This window comes from Streptomyces sp. H39-S7 (assembly GCF_027158205.1).
Lineage (GTDB): Bacteria > Actinomycetota > Actinomycetes > Streptomycetales > Streptomycetaceae > Actinacidiphila.
The window spans coordinates 1-18,868 of the sequence record NZ_JAPVLU010000008.1 but is presented as its reverse complement, the minus strand read 5'-3'; the positions used below and the strand labels follow the sequence as shown (position 1 = coordinate 18,868).

Genomic DNA, 18,868 nt, shown 5'->3' with positions numbered 1-18,868 from the left:
CCGGGGGCGGGCTCAGGGTGAGGGGGTGGGCTGCGCCGTTTCGGTGGCGGGGGTGGAATCGGGTGCGGGGGGAGTGAGCCGTTCCACGGCTTCCGCGAACCGGTCCAGCATGCTGCGGTGGCGCAGCATGATCGCGGCGTCCACGACCGTGTTGTGCAGCCGGGCGCCGGGCCCCCGGAGGGGGTGCTCGTCGACGACGACCAGCGAGTCGTCGCCCCAGGGGCGGATCTCGATGGCGATGCGCGCCGTGCCCAGGACGCCCGCGTACGCCTCCAGTTCCAGGCGGCTTTCGAGCTCGTTCACCCGGACGACGGTCCTGTTGTGGAGGTCGAGCGGACCGAGCTTGACGGTGTAGGTGATGGCCGACCCCACGGCCGGCCAGTTCGCGTCGGCCTCGTGGGTGGTGCTCGTGCCCACGACCCAGTCCGCGTAGGTGCTTCCGTCGCTGAGGACCGACCATACGGCGTGCGGAGGTCGTTTGATCAAGACGTGGCGGACAGCCATCGAAGTGCCTTTCCGTTGTGGGGGGCCGGAGCGGGGCCGGTCATCGGCCGCGGAGTTTTCGGGGCGCGGCCAGGGCGCGCTGCATTCCCGCGAGGCCCGGGGCCAGGACGTGCCGTGTCAGGGCACTCTGCGAGCGCAGCGCGGCGCGGGCGGCGTTGTCCCTGTTCGCACCGTTTCCTCCGGTCCGCTCCGGACTCGCCCTCGCGGCCAGGATGCGTGCCGCCGGCGGCCTGCGGCTGCTGCGCATGCTGGCTCTGCCGGTGCGGCGCGGGCGGCGTTGGCGCCGCAGGCACCGTGGACCCCGCCTCCCGGGTGGGCGGACGCCGACGCGAGATAGAGGCCGGTGATGGGCGTCTCCGGGCGGCCGGTGCCGGGAGACGGACGGAACACGGCCTGCTGGTGCAGCGCTGCCGTGCCGCCGTTCAGAGCGCCGTTGACGAGGCTGGCGTTGAGCTCCTGCAGGTCCGGTGGGGCCAGGACGCGGCGGGCCGTGATCCGGTCGCGGAAGCCGGGGGCCAGCAGCTCGACCTCGCCCTCCAGGCGGTCGGCCATCGTCTCCCGCTCTCCCGCGTCCCATCGGCCGGAGAGGCCGGACTCTCCCGCGTCCCCGCGGACCTTCTGCGGCACGTGGGTGTAGGCCCAGGCGGACTCGGTGCCCTTCGGAGAACGCGTGGCATCGGAGGTGGTCATCTGCCCGAGGAGGGCGAAGGGCCGATCGGGGATCTGCCCGGTGGCCAGCTGCGCGCTGAAGCGCGTCAAGTGGTCCAGGCTCTCCGCCAGGTGCACCGTGCCCGCGCCGACCGCCTCGGGCGCGGTCCAGGGGATCGGGCCGGACAGGGCCCAGTCGACCTTGAACGTGGCGTGGTCCCACTGGAAGCGCCGCATGTCGTCCCGCATGCGTGTCGGCAGGATGTCCCAGCTCACCAGGTCCCCGTACAGCGTCGGCGCCGGAACGTCGGCCAGTACCGCGCGCAGAGCGCCGATCTGCTGTCCGTCCGCGGTCACGACGCCCGCCGCGCGGCCGTCACGCACCTGGACGGTGCGGACGCGCGCCGAACACCGCACTTCGCCGCCCTTGTCCGCCAGCCGCCGCACCAGCGCGTCCGTCAGCGCTCCCGCCCCACCGACCGGCACCGGCCAGCCGAACTGCTGGCCCAGCATCGCCATCAGCCAGCCGAAGCCGGCGCTGACAGCGGACTCGGGGAAGAAGTCGGCGTGCAGCGCGCAACCCGCCAACAGCAGCGGACCGCCCTGCCCGGAGAACTCCTCCTCGCCCAGGCGCCGCACCGGCAGAGCCAGCATGCGCAGCAGCCGCAGGCCGCCGGCGGCACGCATCCTGGCCGCGAGGGCGAGTCCGGAGCGGACCGGAGGAAACGGTGCGAACAGGGACCGGAGGAGATCGGGACCCAACCGGTCCCACACCTCCACCAGACGCAGATATGCGTCGCCGTCGCCCGCCCCGAACGACTCCAGGCTCTTCGCGGTGCGGTAACGGTCCCGGTCCAGCACCGCGCAGCGCCCGTCCGCGAGCGGATGGGCCAGGACCTGCGGTGCGTGACTCCAGGCCAGGCCCCAGCGGTCCAGCTCGAGCGCGGTGACAGCGGGTGAGGCCGCAGCCAGAGGGTGGAAGGAACTGAAAACGTCGCTGATGTAGTCCGGATGCACCTCCCGGTCGCTGCGCACCGCCCCGCCGGGAACCGGCTGCTCCTCCAGGACCAGAACGTGCCATCCCGCGTCGGCCAGGACATTCGCGGCCACCAGCCCGTTGGGACCCGCACCGATCACCACCGCATCGAACGCCTCAGCCATGCGTCACTCCTTGCCGGATCCTCGGAACTCCACCAGACCACAGGGACGGGTGCCCGGCACCGCCAGGTCCACGCGTCCCCCGCGCGGCGGCACGCGGGATTCCACCATCCGGGTGACGTGGCCGGCGGCGTGGCCGCCCTCGTCGAATTCGTGCGAATGATCGATGCAGTCCAGGGCATCCGCCGGTCGGCCGTACTCTCGGAAGCGAGGCGTAAACCTGTCGGAGCCGTCCGCGCCAGCACGGCGCGGCTCGGAGGACGTCCGACGCCAGTAAAGTCACGGGTGGTGGCGCCGCGTCAGGGCGCCGGAGTATGGAGGATTTTTCCTGTGCTGATCGCTCAGCGTCCGTCGTTGACCGAAGAGGTCGTCGAGGTGTGGCGTTCACGGTTCGTGATCGAACCGCTGGAGCCGGGATTCGGCTACACCCTGGGAAACTCGCTGCGTCGGGCGCTGTTGTCGTCGATTCCTGGTGCGGCCGTCACCAGCATTCGCATCGACGGCGTTCTGCACGAGTTCACCACCGTGCCGGGCGTCAAGGAGGACGTGACCGACATCGTCCTGAACATCAAGCAGCTCGTGGTGTCCTCGGAGGAGGACGAGCCGGTGGTGATGTACCTGCGCAAGCAGGGGCCGGGAGTCGTCACCGCCGCCGACATCACGCCCCCGGCCGGTGTCACCGTGCACAACCCCGACCTGGTGCTGGCCACCTTGAACGGCCAGGGCAAGCTGGAGGTGGAACTGACCGTCGAGCGCGGCCGCGGCTACGTCTCCGCTGTTCAGAACAAGCAGCAGGGCCAGGAGATCGGCCGGATCCCGGTCGACTCGATCTACAGCCCGGTCCTCAAGGCCACCTGCACGGTGGAAGCGACCCGAGTCGAGCAGCGCACCGACTTCGACAAGCTGATTGTCGACATCGAGACCAAGCAGGCGGTGCTGCCGCGCGATGCCCTGGCGTCGGCCGGCAAGACCCTGGTCGAGCTGTTCGGCCTGGCCAGCGAGCTCAATATCGACGCCGAGGGCATCGACATGGGCCCGTCCCCGACGGTGGCCGCGCTGGCCGCTGATCTGGCGCTGCCGATCGAGGAGCTGGACCTCACCGTCCGTTCGTACAACTGTCTCAAGCGCGAGGGCGTCCACTCGGTGGGCGAACTCACGGCGCGGTCCGAGGCGGACCTCCTCGACATCCGCAACTTCGGCGGCAAGTCGATCGTCGAGGTCAAGATGAAGCTGGCCGGCATGGGCCTGACCCTCAGGGACAGCCCGCCCGGGTTCGACCCGACCACCGCCGTCGAGGCGTTCAACGCCGAGGACGACGGGAACACCGGGTACCAGGAGACCGAGCAGTACTGAGCGGTGCGGCATGACGCCGGACGGCGGCGGACTGCTTCCGCCGGAGGTGTGCGGGGAGCCGGGGCCGGCGCCCCGCACAGCTCCGGCGGCCCGCTGCCCGCGGTGGGGGTGATCCGGCGCGCCGGGTGGCCCCGCCATGGGCCACCCGGGTAGGAAGATCCGGTGGCGCCCAACGGCTGCCCCGGCCCAGGAATGCACGTCGCCGGGCCGGGCACCCGCATCCCATGACAGTTCTGAGGAAATGCGCCCGGCCCCTGCTGGCCTCGACCTTCATCACAGGCGGCTATTCCGCGCTGCGGAACTCCGAGGCGCTGGCGCCGGCCGCCGAGCCGGTCGTCCGGCGCATCACCGAGCAGGTCCCGTCGCTGGAGAAGGACCCCGAACAATTCGTACGGATCAACGCGGGCGTGCAGATCGGCGCCGGCGTTCTGCTGGCACTGGGGCGCTTCCCCCGGCTGGCCTCCCTCGCGCTCGCCGCGACGCTGGTGCCCACGACCCTGGCCGCGCACGCCTACTGGACGGTCGACGACCCGGACGAGCGGTCCCAGCAGAAGATCCACTTCTACAAGAACCTCTCCCTGCTGGGCGGCCTGGCGATCGCCGCCGCCGACACCCACGGAAAGCCCTCGCTGGCGTACCGCTCCCAGCAGGCCGCCGGCCGCGGCCGGCGCGGCGCGCGACGTGCCGGGCGCAAGGCCCAGGCCGCGGCGGCCCGCTCGGTCGGCGACCTCGGATCCGCGGCGCACACGGTACGCAAGCACCTTCCCGTCGGATAGCAGAACCGACAGCAGGCCCGCCGCCCCGGGTTCGGTCGATCCGGGCCCCTTGCGTCCCCCGACGGGCGGCGGGCCGCGGGCCGCTTCGAGCGCCCTGATTCCTCGGGATCCACGTGATCACCAACGCGAAATCGCGGTACCTTCTGCGGCATGGATCCGCTCACGTTCGATTACGGGGACTTACACCTGCGCGTGGACCGGGGGGTGTTCGGGCTCTGCGGCCTGGTCACCGCCGACCGACGGGTGGCCTGACGTGGAACCGAAGGTCTTCGAGCACGGTGACGTGCACCTGCGGGTCGACCACGGAATCTTCGAGCTGTTCCGGCGCAACCGCATCATCGGGTCGTACCGGACCCCGCTGCACTGGGTGAAGGTACGCGCCGAGGCGCGCAAGGGCGGCGTGACCCGACTGCACTTCGGCAACGTCGAGGAGCTCGGCGCACCGATCTACGCCAGTACGGCGAGTTCGCGACATCTGCTCGCCACCGTCGAGATCCCCACCGCCGACGAGCCGCTCTACCGCGCGTTCTTCACCGAACTCGCCCACCTCTCCGACCGCCCGATCGCCCCTTAGGGCCGCCGGTCGCGGGTCGCCGGGAGTTCCGTCGGAGCGTTCCTTCGCGGCTCGCCCCATGGATCGCGCAGGTCATGTGGCTCTGCGCTGCATTGCGGCCGGCAGTGAACGGACGCTTGACGGTGCCCGTACTTGCCGACAGTTTCACCCTTGCGCGTCGCGCAGTTGCGAGAAGGAGGTCACCGGTCATGGCGCTCACGCTCTACGTCGACCCCGTGCGCTGGAGAGCGCATCAGGACTCGGTGACCCGGCAGTTCCCCGGGATGGTCCCGGTGGTGAGGGGCAACGGCTTCGGCTTCGGCCACGAGGTTCTGGCCGAGGAGTCCCGGCGCCTGGAGGCGGATGTCATCGCGGTCGGAACGACCTACGAGGCAGCCCGGATGAAGGATGTGTACAGCGGCAAGGTGCTGGTCCTCTCGCCCTACTGGCGCGGCGAGGAAGCGCCGGCGCTGCCGGGGCGGGTGATCCGGTCGGTGGCGTGCGTCGAGAGCCTGCGCGGCCTGCGAGGAGCCCGGGTCGTGGTCGAGGTGATGAGCAGCATGAGGTCGCCGGGCGTCGGCGAGCGCGATCTGCACCTGCTGCGCTCCGGTGTCGAGGACGTCAGCCTGGAGGGGTTCGCCATCCACCTGCCGCTGAACCGGGCCGGCGGCCTGGACGCCGTCGGTGAGGTCATCGCGTGCGTGGAGCGCCTGCGTGCCGCGGATCTGCCCGTGCACACGATGTTCGTCAGCCATCTGGAGGCGGCTGAACTCGACGCGGTGCAGGAACGGTTTCCCCACACGCGCTTCCGCGCCCGCATAGAGACCCGGTTGTGGCTGGGCGACCTGGAGGCCACTCAATTTCGCGCGACGGTCCTGGAGGTCAGGCGCGTCGTGAAGGGGGAACGGTTCGGCAACCGGCAGGGCAGGGCGCCCTCCGACGGCTGCCTGGTGGTCGTCGCGGGCGGTACCGCGCACGGGGTGGGCCTGGAAGCGCCGAAGGACCTGCACGGCGTGGTGCCCCGCGCCAAGAACGCGGCCCGCCTCGGTCTGGCCACCACCAACCACCTCCTGTCGCCCTTCGTCTGGGCGGGCCGACGGCGCTGGTTCGCCGAGCCGCCGCATCTGCAGGTGTCGGTGCTCTTCGTGCCGCACGACGTGCCGGAGCCGGAGACGGGTGGCGAACTGGTGGCACGTCTGGGGCACACCGTGACCCGCCCGGACCGGGTCGTCGACTGCCCGTCCCAGTCCTGGCCCACGACGCCGGAGCGGACCCTCGAGACGGTCTGAGCGGCCCCAGCAGGGTGACTGCCCGGTCGGCGCAGGTTGTTCCCCGTAAGGGTGGTGCCGGGGCCGGGGCGCCGGGGCCGGCCCGCGGAGCACTGCCGGTCAGCGGTCCCGGTCGGTGTCCGGGGGGTGGTCGCGGGCGGTGGTCAGGGTCTGCTCGGCGGCTGCCAGCGCCTGGGCGCGGTCCGTCGAGCGCCGCCACGCACCGTGGGTCCGGAAGGGGAGGTCCCCGACCACGGTCACGTCGTGGCCGCCCTCCATGAGCAGGGTCAGCGCGCGCTCCAGCATCGCTTTGGCGGCGGGCTCCATGCCGGACACGCGGCCCAGGTCGAGGACGAGCCCGCCCGGCGCGCCCGCCCGCCGCTGTTCCAGCGCGAACAGCACACGCTCGGCCGCGGTGAAGTCGAGCCGGCCCTGGGCCACGATGAGCGCGATCCGTCCGCCGCTCGTGGTCGTCGACAGCGGCACGGTCGGCGCGCCCGGCGCGGCGTTGTGCATCAGGTGCAGCCCGAAGCGCTCGGACAGCTCCCGCAGGGCCGCGACACCCCGGACGGGGTTGCCGACCGCGTCCAGGGGCGGGCTGTGGACGGCGATCCCGAAGCGGGCCGGGCTGACGGCGACCAGGCCGCCGGACACGCCGCTCTTCGCCGGCAGCCCCACGTTCAGCATCCAGCTTCCGGCGGCGTCGTACATCCCGCACATGGCCATCACCGACAGCACCCGCATCGCCACCGGTTCGGGAACGACGCGTTCTCCCGTCACCGGGTTGATCCCGCCGTTGGCCAGCGTGGCCCCCATCACCGCCAGATCGGTCACCGTGGCCCGTACGGCGCACTGCCGGAAGTACATGTCGACCGCTTCGCCCGGATCGCTCCGCAGGACGCCGGTTCCGCGCATCAGATACGCCAGAGCCCGGTTGCGGTCGCCCGTCGCGACCTCGGAACGGTAGACGTCCTCGTCCACGTACAGGGTGCGGCCGGCGAACCGCCCGAGGCAGTCCAGGATCCGGGCGAACCGCTCGGCGGGCCCGGTGGCCGGGACCAGGGCCGTGACCGCGATGGCGCCGGCGTTGATCATCGGGTTCGCGGGCCGGCCCGTCGCCGCGTCGAGGCTGATGGCGTTGAACGCCTCACCACTGGGCTCGGCTCCGACACTGCGCCCCACCTCGTCGGCGCCGAGTTCCGCCAGTACGAGGGCCAGGACGAACGGCTTGGTCAGGGACTGGAGCGTGAAGGACACTCCGCACCGCCCGGCGCGGTAGCCGTGACCGTCCAGGCTCATCAGCGCCAGGCCGAAACAGTCACGGTCCGCGAAGGCCAGCTGCGGGATGTAATCGGCGACCCGGCCGTCGGACAGCGCTCCGTAGCGGCCGTGCAGCTCCGCCAGCGCCTCGGTGACGACGTCCACGCCGCCGCGGGGGGAACTCACGGCCGCGACACGGCCACGGGTACGCACACGGCCACGGGTACGCACACGAGCGCGGACACGAGCCCGGACAGGTGTTCCGGCGCGGGCGCACGGAGGCCGGATCGTCGGATGGTGGTGCGTCCCATGACGTCTCCTGGCGGCGGGACCTCCCATTTTTCCTCGTCGCAGCCGTCCCCGCAGCCCGGGGGAGGGCGGGCGGTCCCCCGGGCCGCTCACCCTTCCGGGGGAAGAAGGGCATGAAAACAGCCTCCGGTCACCCGCACAGGGCGGCACCGAAGGCCAACATGTCGATTCTGGCAGCCGTCGCGTCGAGCGGCCCGCCGGGTTCCGCGGGGCGCCGTGGAACCCGCCCGCCGCGTCGGCGGGCGAGTGACCACGATCCCGGTGGAGCACTGCCACGCGGGCGAGTGCGCACGTTCCGCGCGGTGCGATCAGCCGCGCCGCAGGAACATCACGACAGCGATGATGATCACGATGAGGACGACGGTACCGAGACCTATGTACATGCGAGTTTCCTCTTCCCCAGGATGAATGTCGGGCCGCGGCCGCACCTTGCCGGCCGCCGCGTTGCCCCCTGTAGACCGGGTACCCCGCTCGGTCCACTTAAACGTCGGGCCGTGTTCGCGTCCCCGATTCATACCTCCGGGTGAGCGGTATCGACTTCGGGCCGCGTGCCGTCGGAACTTCCCTAACGTGACGTGCACGATGGCGGGTCGTCGGCGGACGGCCGCGGCGCCTCATGCAGGGGGTGCATGGTGCAGCACGTCGCGTCGCTCTGGCGGCGCCTGCAGTATCGCTTCGACAATCTCGTGTCGCGCAGCACCCCCGCTCTCATCGGCTGGCTCACCCTCGCCTGCCTGGGCGCCGTCGTCCCGGTGAGCGTGGTGCTCGTGTGGACCGATCGCCGGCCCCCGGCCACCTTCTCCGGCCGGCTCGCGGCCGTCTGGGTCAGCGTCGGGCAGACGCTGAAGATCGGGGGTGCGGTCGGCTCACCCCTGTACGTGCTGGCATCCATCCTGCTCGCGCTGGTCGCCCTGCTGTTCGTCTCGGCTCTGGTCAGCCTGATCACCACGGGCATCAACCAGCGCATCCTGGAGCTGCGCATGGGCCACTCCGCGGTGCTCGAAGCGCGGCACACCGTCGTACTGGGCTGGTCCGATGCCATCTTCTCCGTGCTCGCGGAGCTGGTCACCGCCAACACCAACCAGCGCCGGTCCATCGTCACGGTCCTGGCCGCCAGGGACAAGGTGGAGATGGAGGAGGAGATCGCCGCCCGTCTGGGGGACACCGGCACCACCTCCATCGTCTGCCGTACCGGATGCACCACCGATCCCGCCGTTCTGGCCAGAGTCAGTCCGCAGACCGCGAAGGCCATCCTGGTGCTGCCTCCGGACGGGGACGACGGCGATGCCCGCGTGGTGAAGACCCTCCTCGCCCTCAACGCGCTCACACCCGAGACGGGCGACGCGATCGTGGTCGCCGCCGTCCAGGACGTTCAGAACCACCTCACCGCCACGCTGGCCGCCGGATCCCGCGGACGGGTCCTGGCCATCGACGACATCGTCGCCCGCCTCGTCGTGCAGACCGCCCGCCAGCCCGGACTCTCGCTCGTCTACGAGGAACTGCTCGACTTCGCGGGGGACGAGTTCTACACGGTGGCCACCCCCGTACTCATCGGACGCTCCTTCGGCGAGGCCCTTCTCGCCTTCTCCAACGCCTCGGTGGTCGGTCTGCTGCGGGCCGACGGCATCGCACTGAACCCGAACCCCGGCACGACCATCAACGCGAGCGACCGGATCATCGTCATCGCAGCGGACGACGACAACGCCGTCGTGGCGGACGCGACCCGCGACGTCGACACCGGGGCGATCGTCCCGGCCACCGCCCGGCCCCCGACCGCACAACGGCTCCTGATGCTCGGCTGGAACCGCCGCGGCCCCCTCATCCTCGATCAACTCGCCCTCCACCGGAGCGCCCCCACCACCCTCGACGTCGTGGCGCTCGGGGACGGACCGACGCCGGCCGGCACCCCGGCGGCACCGGGCGCCGGCCGACACCTCGACGTGGTGTTCCACCGTGCGGACACCACGGATCCGCGCGTGCTGGACGGGCTGAACATCCTCGCGTACGACAGCGTCATCGTCGTCGGAGACACCGGCCCTCACGCACCCGCCGCCACCTCCACGACCACCCGGGCGGCGGAGGCGGACGACAGGACGCTGGTCACGCTCCTGCACCTGCGGGCGGTCGAGGAAGCCGCGGGCCGGGAGATCCCCCTCACCACGGAGATGACCGACGACCGCAACCGGCTGCTCGCGCCGGTGCGTGCGGGAGTCGACTTCATCGTCAGCGGTCGGCTCATCAGCCTGCTGATGACCCAGATCTCGGAGAGCCCCTACCTGGCCGGTCTCTTCGACGAGCTGTTCACCCCGCGGGGGAGCGAGCTGTACCTCAAACCCGCGGCCGACTACGTGCGCGCGGGGGAGGAGGTCACGTTCGCCACCGTCGTCGCCTCAGCACGTCAGCGCCACGAGTGCGCCCTCGGGTACCGGCTGCGCGCACAGGCCGCGACAGGCCCGGCGTACGGGGTGCGGATCAACCCCGACAAGCGGCACGCGGTGCGTCTCACGGCGGAGGACTGGGTGATCGTGCTCGCGGAGAGCTGAACGGCGACCCGCGTCCCGAAGGAGCGGGCGCTCGTGTGCCGCGGCTGCCCGTCATCACCTGAGTGACGACGGGCAGCTTGCGCAGGTCACCCGTGTGCTTCCGCGGGGGTCCGGTCGGCGGTCCGACGCGCACGTCAGGGGGCCTACGCGCACACCGGCGGTCCGTTCAGGGGAGCAGGCAGTTGCCCAGGTCCCACTTGCCCTGGAAGCGGTCGCCCAGCCATGCCACCACGTCGCCGACGGCCTGCTGGTCGGCGAGGAGATGGTCGCCCGGGTAGGTCTTCCAGGTCGTGGTGATCCCGGACCGGCAGTACGCGGCCCGGGTGGCGTCCTCGGTGGCGCCGGGGATGACCTCGTCCACCAGCCCCTTGTACTGCAGCACCGGGAACCCGATCGGGTAGGTGGCCGAGGACCGGGAAGGCCCGACGCCCACACCCAGCTTCTGCGCGTCCAGCACCTCGCCCCAGGTCGTGCCGTCGGGCCCGGCCAGCGTGTAGAGCTGTTCCAGCGTGTAGCCGTTGGTGGTGTAGCTCTCGATCCGCGCGCCGGCGAACCCGGCGACGGTGCCGACCAGGCACACCGTCTCCGCGCGGGCGATGACGTCCTCGCCGGTGCTGTTGAGGAGTTCGGTGAACGGCAGTTGGGGGTGGCTGGTGGCCATCCCGATCGCCGCGTCGGCGAGGAAGCCGGCGAAGGCGCCGCCGTTGAGAGCCGGCGCGACGACCTTCAGGTCGCCCGGCACGCCGCCGGAGGCGACGCCGACGACCTTCAGCTCCGGGGCGTAGCCGTGGGCGAGCTGGGCGGCCCAGAGACTGGCGGCGCCCCCTTCGGAGTACCCCCACAGCGCGACGCCGGCCCGGGCCGAGAGACCACTGCCGGGTACGGAGGGGGCTGCCCGCGCGATGTCCAGCAGGGCGTGGCCGGCGTCGGCTCCGGACACGTACGGGTGCACCTGCCCGTCCAGGTAGCCCGCGCCGTCGGTCGCGGCGACCGCGTAACCGGCCTTGAGCAGCGCGGCTATGTTGTCGCCCTCGTACTCGTCCTGGAAGGCGCCCGCGAGCTGCTTGGAGAAGGCGCACTGCGGACCCAGGCCCAGCGTGCCGGGGTTGAAGGCGACGATCGGACGGGCGCCGGGACCCGTCCACGCCTTCGACGGGACGGCCACGGTGCCGGAGACGGCCACCGGCGCGCCGGTGTTGTCGGTGGAGCTGTACTGCACTTTCCAGGCGGTCATCGCGATGTTGCCGGGTACCTGGGTCAGCGTGACGCGGCGGCACGCGACGACGGTTCCCGGGGTGGCAGGCGCCTCTTCCGGCGGCGTGTAGATCTCGCCGTCGGCGGCGGTGCACGTCGTCGCGGTCGGGGTGCCCCCGGCCGTCTCCGCTCCCGCGGTGACGGCCCCGGCGGGCAGAGCGGGCAGTGACAGGGCGGCGCTCAGTACTGCGGTCGTGGCGCACAGGGCCAGGCGCCTCGTGGTCGTTCTCGCCATGGTGCGGTCCCTTCGCATGCATCGGGCTCGTGGAGCGAACGCGGTGACGGTACGAAGGTGGCGGGTGGAGAGGGTAGTCCGCGAACTCACAGTTGACGGGCCGGGGACTGTCCGTCCCGCACAAGGCGACCGCGGGGTGCTCACCGAAGTGTCCGCGGGCGGGGCGGCCGGAGTGTCACCCGGCGGCGATCCGGAAGCGGTCAACTCCACTGTGGTCAGGGGCCTATGGCGCCCCGTACCGAGCTGTGCGGCGTCTTCCGCCGCGCGTCGGTCCGGGGTTCGGGGGTATCCGCTGGGGAGGCGGGTGCGGCATCCGCTCTCGACGTCGAAAGGTGAGTCCGGTGACGACACAGCAGAGACCGAAGCCCGCGATCCGGGACCGCTGGTGGATGATGGCCGGCCTCGTCCTGATCATGTGGGTCGGCGCGCGGCTGGCCCTGAACGGGCTCGACGGCTGGCCCAGTGCCGTCGCGGGCGGCGTGGGGGTCTGCGGGGTGGTGACCTGGCGGGCGATCCGGCGCCGCCGGAGGGACGCCACCGCGATCGGCGCCGAGGCCGGCACCGTACCGTCGCTGGACCGCCGCATCATGAAGGAGGAACTGCCCGACGACCCCGCCGAGCGCGAGGCGATGGGCCGTTTGGTGCGGCGGCGGCTGGGGAAGATCCAGCGCAATCAGAAGTGGGCGCTCCCGCTGATGGCGATCTTCTGCTGCGCACCGGCGGTGCTCTGGTTCGTGAGGGGACGCACTACCAGCGGTGCCGTGGCCGCGGTCTTCGGAGTGGTGTTCTTCGTCTGGCTGGTGTGGATGAACCGTCGCGTCCTGCGTCGGCTGACGCGGATGGACGAGCGCCTCGGCGGCGTCGGCCGCCAGTCCGCGGCGGTCCGGTAGGGCTTCGCGGGCCGAGGGCGACCGAAAGCGGCCGAAGGCGTTCAGCCGGTAGCGGGCAGGTGCGGGAGGACGCGGTCCGGCGTCATGGGCAGTTCCCGCAACCGGGCCCCTGTCGCGTGGTGCAGGGCGTTTCCGATGGCGGCCGCCGTGCCGACGGTGCCGATCTCGCCGATGCCCTTGCTGCCCATGGGGTTGAGGTGGGCGTCCTCCTCCTCGATCCAGTGCGCCTCGATGGCGGGGACGTCCGCGCAGGCCGGTACGTGGTAGGAGGCCAGGTCGTTCTCGGCGAAGTCCCCGAAGAGCGGGTCGAGGGTGCTGCCCTCCATCAGGGCCATGCCCAGGCCCATGGTCATCCCGCCGATGAACTGGGACCGCGCGGTACGCGGGTTGAGGATCCGGCCGGCCGCGTAGACGCCCAGCAGGCGGCGCACGCGCACCTCACCCGACGTGGTGTCGACCTGGACCTCGGCGAAGTGCGCGCCGAAGGCGTGCCGCGCGTACGGCGGCTCGGACTCCGTCTCCTGCTCGGTGTCCACCCGGACGGTCACCCCGGCCGCCGGGAGGTCCCCGCTCAGGCCGCGCAGTTGGTCGACGAGGGTGCGGCAGGCCTTGTGGACCGCCCACCCCCAGGAGGCGGTGCCCGACGAGCCGCCGGCCAGCGGGGCGGAGGGCAGGTCGCTGCTGCCCACCTCGATGGTCACCACTTCGAGCGGGACCTCCAGCGCGGTGGCGGCGATCTGCGCCAGGACGGTGCGGGCACCGGTGCCGATGTCGGTGGCGTTGACGCGGATCAGGTAGGAACCGTCGGGTGCCGCCTGCGCGGTGCTGCTGCTGGCCGAGACGAGGACCGGGTACGTGGCGGACGCGACACCCGTGCCCAGGAGCAGGTTCCCTTCGCGGCGGATGCCCGGTCGCGGGTCGCGGCGGGCCCAGTCGAAGCGGACCGCTCCCTCCCGCAGACAGGCGACGAGGCCACGGCTGCTGAAGGGGTGTCCGCTGTCGGGATCGATCGACGGCTCGTTGCGCAGGCGCAGTTCGACGGGGTCCACGCCCGTGGCGACGGCGAGTTCGTCCATCGCCGACTCCAGGGCGTACATGCCCGGGGTTTCGCCCGGCCCCCGCATCCAGGACGGGGTCGGCACGTCCAGGGCGGTCACCCGGTGGGTGGTCCGGCTGTTCGGGGAGGCGTACATGATGCGGGCGGGGACGGCGGCCTGCTCCACGAACTCCTTGATGGTGGAGGTCTGGGTGATCACGTCATGGGCGAGGGCGGCGATCACTCCGTCCTGGCCGGCTCCCAGCCGGACCCGTTGGATGGTCGGGGCCCGGTGGCCCACCACGGCCGGCAGGTGGTGGCGCGGCAGGGAGAGCTTGACCGGCCGTCCGGTGTGCAGGGTCGCCATCGTGGCCAGCACCACATGCGGGCGTGGTGTGCCCTTGGAGCCGAAGCCCCCTCCCACGTGCTCGGAGTACACGGTAATCTGGTCGGCATCGAGCGAGAACATCGCCGCCAGGGTGTTCCGGACGGTCGTGGACCCCTGGCTCGCGTCGTGCACCGTCAGGTGCCCGTCGTGCCAGTGCGCGGTGGACGCGTGCGGTTCCATGGGGTGGTTGTGCAGCGCGCTCATCGTGTAGGTCGCGTCGACGCGCACCGGTGCCGCGTCGAACGAGGCGTCGAAGTCGCCCCGTTCGGTGGTGGACGGTTCACCGCCGTTGGCCGTGTCCGGGGTGTACAGGCCGCGATGGTCCGCCGTGAGCACCACGTCGTGCGCGGTGGGGGCGTACTCGACGCGTACCGCGCCTGCAGCCGCGCGGGCCTCCTCGATGGTCTCCGCGACGGCCAGCGCGACGTACCAGCCGCGGTGCGGGACGTGGGCGTCCTGAAGGACCGACAGGGTCGCGTCGTCGGGCTTCTCCAGGCGCGGTGCGCTCTCGTGGGTGAGGACGGCGAGGACCCCGGGCAGCGCCAGCGCCTCAGCGGTGTGGACGGCGACGACGCTGCCGCACGGGACCGTGGCGGGAACCGGCCAGGCGTAGGCACAGCCCGGCGGCGTGTGCTCGGCCGCGTACCGAGCGGCGCCCATGACTTTGTCGCGGCCCTCGCGGCGCGCCGCGGGCGTGCCCAGCGGGGGGATCGAGTGGCTCATGGTCGGCTCCTCATGTCCTGGCGGGTGCTCATGAGCGGGTGGCGAGCTCGGCCAGCAGACTCACCGTGAGGTTGCGGGCGAGTGGCACCTTGAAGCCGTTGTCGCGCAGCGGCCGGGCGGCGGCGAGTTCGGCGTCGGCGGCCCGGGCGAAGGTCACCTCGGTGGCGGGTGCCCCGCGCAGCGCCTCCTCGGCCGCTCGCGCGCGCCACGGTTTGTGGGCCAGGCCGCCGAAGGCCAGGGCCGCCTCGGTGATCGTGCCGTCCCGTACGTCGAGCACCGCGGCGATGGAGACCAGCGCGAAGGCGTACGAGGCCCGGTCGCGGACCTTGCGGTACGCGGAGTGCCCGGCGGGGGGCGGGGGGAGTTCCACCCCGGTGATCAGCTCTCCCGGGCGGATCTCGCTGTCGCTGTCGGGCCGGTCGCCGGGCAGCCGGTGGAAGCCGGTGACCGGGACGGCGCGCTCCCCGTCCGGACCGAGCAGCAGGACGACGGCGTCCAGGGCGCTCAGCGCCACCGCCATGTCCGACGGGTTGGTGGCCACACAGGCTTCCGAGTGCCCGAGGACGGCCAGGTCGCGGTGGACGCCTTCGCGGGCTGGGCACCCGGTGCCCGGCGTGCGCTTGTTGCAGGGCTTGGACGTGTCCTGGAAGTACGTGCACCGGGTGCGCTGCAGCAGGTTCCCGCCGGTGGTCGCCGTGTTGCGCAACTGCCCGGAGGCACCGGCGAGGATCGCCTGCGACAGCACCGGGTAGCGGCTGCGGATCACCGGGTGCGCGGCGAGATCGCTGTTGCGCACGGTCGCCCCGATCCGCAGGCCGCCTTCCGCCACCTCTTCGATCCGGTCCAGCGGCAGCCTGCCGACGTCGATGAGGCTGCCCGGGCTCTCGACACCGCGCTTCATCAGGTCGACGAGGTTGGTCCCGCCCGCGAGGTAGCGGGCTCCGGGGTTCGCGGCGTAGGCGGCGACGGCTCCGTCGGCGTCCGCGGGACGGTGGTACGCGAAGGGCTTCACCGGTTCATGTCCTCGATCGCGTCGACGATGTTGGGGTAGGCGCCGCAGCGGCACAGGTTGCCGCTCATCCGCTCCCGGATCTCCTCGCCGGTCAGGTGCACCGGCCCCTCGGGTGCCGCAACGGGCGCGGTGACGAGGGAGGGGTGGCCCGCGGCCGCCTCGGCCAGGACACCCACCGCCGAGCAGACCTGGCCGGGCGTGCAGTACCCGCACTGCAACGCGTCCCGCGCGAGGAACGACTCCTGCACCGGATGGAGCCGGTCACCGTCGGACAGTCCTTCGACGGTGGTGATGGGCACACCGTCGGCGGCGACCGCCAGCAGCAGGCAGCTGTTGGCCCGCGCGCCGTCGACCAGCACCGTGCACGCACCGCACTGCCCGTGATCGCAGCCCTTCTTCGCACCGGTGAGGTCCAGGTGCTCGCGCAGCGCGTCGAGCACGGTGGTGCGGTGGTCGAGCTCCAGCGCGTGCGCGACTCCGTTGACGCGCAGGGTGATCCGCGAGCGGGTCGCGGTCTCCCGCTCGTCTCCGGTGCTGCTGTGGTGGCCTGCGGTCGGCTCCACGCCGTTGCCCCCTTCGTCACGCCCCATGCGCTCACCCCGGCGTCTCCTCCGCCGAGCCGGCGGCGAATCCTCCCGGGCCCGGCACCGGGCCGTCCGTCCAGTCTGCGCGGCGGCCCCCGCGCCCGCGCAGCGGGCGACTCCGTCCGGGTGACGGATCGGAATCCGGGTGAGGACCAGCGCCGACGGCGCCTCGTCGGGGCCGTTGCGCGGCCGCCGCTGCGCTGCGTAGCGTTCGGGCCATGACTGATCTTGGGAAGCGCGTCGGTGTGATGTACGACCGCGACTGGGCCCCGGAGGGGCTGCCGGACTTCGCGCGGGCGATGGAGGGGCTGGGCGTCGACGACCTCTGGGTGGTGGAGGACCTGGAGTGGGCCGGATCCATCGCGTCCGCCGCCACCGCGCTGGCGGCGACCCGGGAACTGCGGGTGGGGATCGGCATCGCGCCCGCACCGCTGCGGAATCCGGCACTGCTCGCGATGGAACTGGCGGCGCTGGCGAGGATGTTCCCCGGACGTCTGACGGCGGGCGTCGGCCACGGGGTGCGCGAGTGGATGGTGAAGGCCGGGGTCGCGCCGCGCAGTCCGCTGGCGCTGCTGGAGGAGACGGTGACGGCGGTGCGTGGTCTGCTGCGCGGCGAGCAGGTGAGCATCGACGGACGGGAGGTCCAGCTGGACGGGGTGCGGCTGGTGCATCCGCCCACGGTCGTTCCGCCGGTGGTGGCCGGGGTGGTCAGACCCCGTTCGCTGGAGTTGGCGGGGCGGGTCGCGGACGGCGCGATCATCGCGGAGGGACACGGTCCCGCCGATCTGGCGGCCGCACGGGGGCACATGGAGAAGGGCGGGCGGACCGGCGCCGAGCACAGCCTGACCGTGTTCGCGTTCCTCTGCGTCGAGGTCGACCCGGCACGGCTCGAGGCCACGGTCGGGCCCGCGCTGGCGGGTCACGGCGAGTGGCTGGGCCGACCGGTCGAGCAGGTGTTCGCCGCGACCGGCCCCGCCGACGCGGCCGCCGCGCGGGTGCGCGAGCTGTGGGCGGCGGGGGCCGACACCGTGGTGCTGCGGGCGGTGGGACCCGAGCCGCTGCGGCAGGTGGAGGCGGCCGTCGGTGCGCTGCGCGCGGGCGGGACCGGGTAGTTCCCTCGTTACTGGCCGCGCCAGATGTTGTCGAAGGCCGCCTCCTCGATCCGCCGCCGCTGCCGCACGCCTTCCAGCTCCGTGACCGCCTCGTGGACGGCGGCCAGGACGGTCACGACGGCGTCGTCGCCGAGGTCCGCGAGCTCTTCGGTCGGCTTGTCGTGGAGGCCCACAGCGGCCGCGAGGCCCGCCAGGACGGGCTCGCCCGACGTCCAGCGCTCGGCTGCGTGGCGACGGGCGGGCGAGTCGGTCAGCTCGGCCGGCCCGGTTCTGAGCGGGATCCACGGGTGACGCGGTCGTGCGATGTCGCCGTCCGCCTCCAGAGCGGCGTGGTAGGCCGTGGACAGGTCGCGGCCCCGGCGCCACAGCCAGTCCTCGGCGGACTCGTACGGCTCCTCGCGGACGAGCGCCGCCGCCGCCTCGTCCAACAGGCGGTCACCCAGGCCCTGCTGCGGTCCGGGCAGCAGGCGCTCGCCGTCCAGGGAGAGGGCCCGGGCGGCGATGAGGTCGATCAGTTCGGCCCCCGCGAGGGCCAGCGACAGCTCGCCCTGCTCGACCGGGCGGCTGGACGTGACGTCCATGGTGGTGATCAACAAGTCCCGCGGAGTGGTCATGACGGGCTCCCCATCGGAGACAGCAGAAACATCAGAGGCATCGGTGACGTTACGTTGCCGGAGGACCGGCCGGACATCGGGAGCGGGAGCGGCCGGCGGGGCGGCTCAGCGGATCTCGTTGATGCGGATCAGGTTGCCCGCGGGATCGCGGACGGCGCAGTCCCGGATGCCGTACGGCTGGTCGGTCGGCTCCTGGACGATCTCCGCGCCGGCCTGCAGCCGCTCGAAGGTGGCGTCGAGGTCGGGCGTGGCCAGGGTGACGATGGCGTAGGTGCCCTTGGCCATCATCTCGGTGACGGTGCGGCGCTCGGCGTCGGTGTTTCCCGGGTCGGCGGCCGGCGGGTGCAGGACGATGGACACCCCGGGCTGGCCGGCGGGGCCGACGGTGATCCAGCGCAGTCCGTTGTACCCGACGTCGTTGCGGACCTCGAAGCCGAGGACGTCGCGGTAGAACGCCAGGGACGCCTCCGGGTCGACGTGCGGGAGGAAGCTCGAGTGAATCGTGATGTCCATGGCAGTCACGCTAGTGCGTTGTCCACGAACGTTCGCCGGGCCTGGTGATCCGTGAATGATTTTTGGGGTGTTGGGGCCTGGCGGTGGCACTGTGGTGGCAACGGGTTGTCATCGAGGGTGAGTGAGGTGCCTCAT

General features: G+C 72.2%; 16 protein-coding genes. 7 read left to right on the top strand and 9 right to left on the bottom strand.

Features of this window, described 5'->3' with window-relative positions:
• Positions 1–12: 12 nt before the first annotated feature.
• Positions 13–504, bottom strand: a complete 492-nt coding sequence (locus tag O3X23_RS09465) for an SRPBCC family protein (RefSeq protein WP_269270803.1) — start codon at positions 502–504, stop codon at positions 13–15.
• A gap of 117 nt (positions 505–621) precedes the next feature.
• Entirely contained in the window at positions 622–2,313 is a 1,692-nt protein-coding gene (locus O3X23_RS09460) for a phytoene desaturase family protein (protein ID WP_269270802.1), read from the bottom strand.
• Between the two features lie 327 nt (positions 2,314–2,640).
• On the opposite strand from O3X23_RS09460, the gene O3X23_RS09455 reads away from it, so the two are divergent.
• From O3X23_RS09455 to O3X23_RS09440, 4 genes are all read left to right on the top strand, one after another.
• Complete coding sequence (locus tag O3X23_RS09455) at positions 2,641–3,663, top strand: DNA-directed RNA polymerase subunit alpha (protein ID WP_269270801.1); 1,023 nt, start codon at positions 2,641–2,643, stop codon at positions 3,661–3,663.
• 224 nt (positions 3,664–3,887) lie between these two features.
• Positions 3,888–4,439, top strand: coding sequence for a DoxX family protein (locus O3X23_RS09450; RefSeq protein WP_269270800.1), 552 nt, complete (start codon positions 3,888–3,890; stop codon positions 4,437–4,439).
• 253 nt (positions 4,440–4,692) lie between these two features.
• Positions 4,693–5,013: a hypothetical protein gene (locus tag O3X23_RS09445; RefSeq protein ID WP_269270799.1), complete on the top strand. Its 321-nt coding sequence runs from the start codon at positions 4,693–4,695 to the stop codon at positions 5,011–5,013.
• 188 nt (positions 5,014–5,201) lie between these two features.
• The gene (locus O3X23_RS09440; RefSeq protein WP_269270798.1) at positions 5,202–6,281 is read left to right on the top strand and encodes an alanine racemase; all 1,080 of its coding nucleotides are present in this window, start codon (positions 5,202–5,204) and stop codon (positions 6,279–6,281) included.
• A gap of 99 nt (positions 6,282–6,380) precedes the next feature.
• Here O3X23_RS09440 and glsA read toward each other — a convergent pair whose 3' ends face one another.
• Complete coding sequence (gene glsA / locus O3X23_RS09435; RefSeq protein ID WP_269270797.1) at positions 6,381–7,706, bottom strand: glutaminase A; 1,326 nt, start codon at positions 7,704–7,706, stop codon at positions 6,381–6,383.
• Between the two features lie 752 nt (positions 7,707–8,458).
• On the opposite strand from glsA, the gene O3X23_RS09430 reads away from it, so the two are divergent.
• Complete coding sequence (locus tag O3X23_RS09430) at positions 8,459–10,372, top strand: CASTOR/POLLUX-related putative ion channel (RefSeq protein WP_269270796.1); 1,914 nt, start codon at positions 8,459–8,461, stop codon at positions 10,370–10,372.
• Positions 10,373–10,538: 166 nt separating this feature from the next.
• Here the strand turns inward: O3X23_RS09430 and O3X23_RS09425 are convergent, their stop codons facing one another.
• Entirely contained in the window at positions 10,539–11,861 is a 1,323-nt protein-coding gene (locus O3X23_RS09425) for a lipase family protein (protein WP_269270795.1), read from the bottom strand.
• A 341-nt stretch (positions 11,862–12,202) separates the two neighbouring features.
• Here O3X23_RS09425 and O3X23_RS09420 point away from each other — a divergent pair, with 341 nt between their 5' ends.
• Positions 12,203–12,751, top strand: a complete 549-nt coding sequence (locus tag O3X23_RS09420; RefSeq protein ID WP_269270794.1) for a hypothetical protein — start codon at positions 12,203–12,205, stop codon at positions 12,749–12,751.
• Between the two features lie 41 nt (positions 12,752–12,792).
• Here the strand turns inward: O3X23_RS09420 and O3X23_RS09415 are convergent, their stop codons facing one another.
• The 3 genes from O3X23_RS09415 to O3X23_RS09405 are packed head-to-tail and all read right to left on the bottom strand — an operon-like array spanning position 12,793 to position 16,500.
• On the bottom strand, positions 12,793–14,898 hold the full coding sequence (locus O3X23_RS09415) for a xanthine dehydrogenase family protein molybdopterin-binding subunit (RefSeq protein WP_269270793.1): 2,106 nt from the start codon (positions 14,896–14,898) through the stop codon (positions 12,793–12,795).
• A gap of 28 nt (positions 14,899–14,926) precedes the next feature.
• Positions 14,927–15,910: an FAD binding domain-containing protein gene (locus O3X23_RS09410; protein WP_269270792.1), complete on the bottom strand. Its 984-nt coding sequence runs from the start codon at positions 15,908–15,910 to the stop codon at positions 14,927–14,929.
• Complete coding sequence (locus O3X23_RS09405; RefSeq protein WP_269270791.1) at positions 15,907–16,500, bottom strand: 2Fe-2S iron-sulfur cluster-binding protein; 594 nt, start codon at positions 16,498–16,500, stop codon at positions 15,907–15,909. The genes O3X23_RS09410 and O3X23_RS09405 overlap by 4 nt, the downstream gene beginning before the upstream one ends.
• Positions 16,501–16,712: 212 nt before the next feature.
• On the opposite strand from O3X23_RS09405, the gene O3X23_RS09400 reads away from it, so the two are divergent.
• Positions 16,713–17,606, top strand: a complete 894-nt coding sequence (locus O3X23_RS09400; protein ID WP_269270790.1) for an LLM class flavin-dependent oxidoreductase — start codon at positions 16,713–16,715, stop codon at positions 17,604–17,606.
• Positions 17,607–17,614: 8 nt separating this feature from the next.
• Here O3X23_RS09400 and O3X23_RS09395 read toward each other — a convergent pair whose 3' ends face one another.
• Together O3X23_RS09395 and O3X23_RS09390 are read right to left on the bottom strand one after the other, a co-directional pair.
• The gene (locus O3X23_RS09395; RefSeq protein WP_269270789.1) at positions 17,615–18,220 is read right to left on the bottom strand and encodes a GOLPH3/VPS74 family protein; all 606 of its coding nucleotides are present in this window, start codon (positions 18,218–18,220) and stop codon (positions 17,615–17,617) included.
• A 105-nt stretch (positions 18,221–18,325) separates the two neighbouring features.
• Positions 18,326–18,733, bottom strand: a complete 408-nt coding sequence (locus tag O3X23_RS09390; protein ID WP_269270788.1) for a VOC family protein — start codon at positions 18,731–18,733, stop codon at positions 18,326–18,328.
• Positions 18,734–18,868 lie beyond the last annotated feature (135 nt).